At 45.4% G+C, this 2,010-nt stretch carries 2 protein-coding genes; both read right to left on the reverse strand.

The genetic code is table 11. The annotated features are described in order from the left end of the window. Positions 1-950, reverse strand: a 950-nt coding sequence (locus NC238_16420) for an SDR family NAD(P)-dependent oxidoreductase (GenBank protein ID MCM1567493.1), incomplete at its 3' end; no start/stop codon positions are given. 2 nt (positions 951-952) lie between these two features. Continuing rightward, positions 953-2,010 (reverse strand): UDP-glucose/GDP-mannose dehydrogenase family protein (locus NC238_16425; protein MCM1567494.1); only part of this gene is annotated, 1,058 nt, incomplete at its 5' end.

Here is a 2,010-nt window from a genome sequence, read left to right on the forward strand (position 1 = left end):
CCGATGCCAGTGTTGGGTCTGAAACCGGCATCCACCACCAGGTCCGTCACATCAGCGTAGGTTCTATAAACATCACCAGGCTGCATGGGGCAAAACTCCATTACTGCTTTTTTACCTACGGCGTTTTCAATTACAGCAATGAAATCAAGCAGTTTTTCCGGCCTATTGTTGCCTATGTTATATATCTTATACGGGACCCCTTCCATATTCAGCACAGGGGAGTTTTCAAGCAAAGGCAGGATCCCGTTAACCACATCGTCGATATAAGTGAAATCTCTATACATATCGCCGTTGTTAAATACCCGGATTGGTTTATTCTCCATAATCGCTTTTGTAAAAGAAAAATAGGCCATATCCGGCCGCCCATAAGGACCGTATACAGTAAATAAACGCAAACCGGTCGTAGGTATCCGATAAAGGTGGCTGTATGTGTAAGCCATCAGCTCATTGGATTTTTTAGTGGCCGCGTAGAGGCTGACCGGATTATCCACCCTGTCTCCAGTGGCAAAAGGCACTTTGTTGTTTGCCCCGTAGACCGAGCTGGAAGACGCGTACAGCAGATGCTGAACGGAATGATGCCTGCAGTTTTCAAGTATATTTAGAAAACCTACAATATTGGACTGAATGTAAACCTCCGGGTTTTCAATGCTGTAGCGCACACCGGCCTGCGCTGCCAGGTTTATGACCACATCAATGCGGTTTTCACTGAACAGGGCTTCCAAAGTATTTTTTTCAGCCAGGTCCATTTGGTAAAAGGTGAAATGCTCGTATTTTTTTAGGACGTCCAATCTCGCGGATTTCAGCCGGACATCATAATAATCATTCATATTATCAAGGCCAATAACGGTACAGCCAAGTTCTAAAAGCTTTTTAGACAGATGCATACCTATAAAACCAGCCGCGCCTGTCACCAAATATATTTTTTTAACATCAACCGGTCTCAGCTGCATCACTATACACCTACACCATAATATTTGAATCCCTTACTGATTATAATCTTTTTATCATAAATGTTTCTCAGATCAAAGAAATAGTTTCCGGCGCCAATTTCCTTAAACTTATCAAAATTCAGGTTCCTGAATTCATTCCATTCTGTCAAAATTACTGTGGCATCAGTGTTTCCCATGGCTTCATAGGCGTCAGCACACCAGGTGATGCTGTCCTTAATATTTGAAAAACGCCAGCTGCCCTCTTTCTGTCCTGCAGGATCATAAACTTTCAACCGTGCGCCGCACCTGGCAAGTTCCGGGAGGATAACCAGTGACGGCGCGTCTCTCAGGTCGTCTGTATTCGGTTTGAAGGTCACACCGAGAATAGCAATGGTTTTATTATTAAGATCGCCCAAAGCGTCTGCAATTTTATGTACCATCTTTATTTTTTGGCGCTCATTTGCCTCCACTGTTGCTTCAACGAGAGACATGGACTCTCCGCAATCCCGGGCAATTTCTATAAAAGCCCTGGTATCTTTGGGAAAACAGCTTCCACCGTATCCGGGTCCTGCGTGCAGGAACTTCGGCGCGATGCGACCGTCCCGCCCCATCGCTTTGGCTACCTTTTGAACGTCAGCGCCGACCTTTTCACACACGTTAGCCACTTCGTTGATAAATGTAATTTTCATAGCCAGAAAAGCGTTAGCAGCATATTTGATCATCTCAGCAGTTTCAAGGTTGGTTTCAACAAAAGGAGTTTCGTTGATATAAAGTACCCTGTAGACCTCCCTCATTGTGTTGAATGCCCTTTCACTTTCTGCGCCCAGGATAACCCGGTCAGGATGCATAAAGTCGTGTACGGCAGAACCTTCGCGTAGAAATTCGGGATTGGAAACCACATCAAAGCCATAATTAACCCCACGCTCAGTGAGGATTGATTGCACAGTAGCCTTGACCTTCTGTCCGGTGCCCACAGGTACGGTGGACTTGTTAACAATCACCTTATAACCGTTCATATAGGTGGCAATGTCCTTTGCCACATCAATGACATACTGCAAATCCGCTCTGCCGTCCTCCGCCG

This window comes from Dehalobacter sp. (genome assembly GCA_023667845.1).
Taxonomy (GTDB): Bacteria; Bacillota; Desulfitobacteriia; order Desulfitobacteriales; family Syntrophobotulaceae; genus Dehalobacter.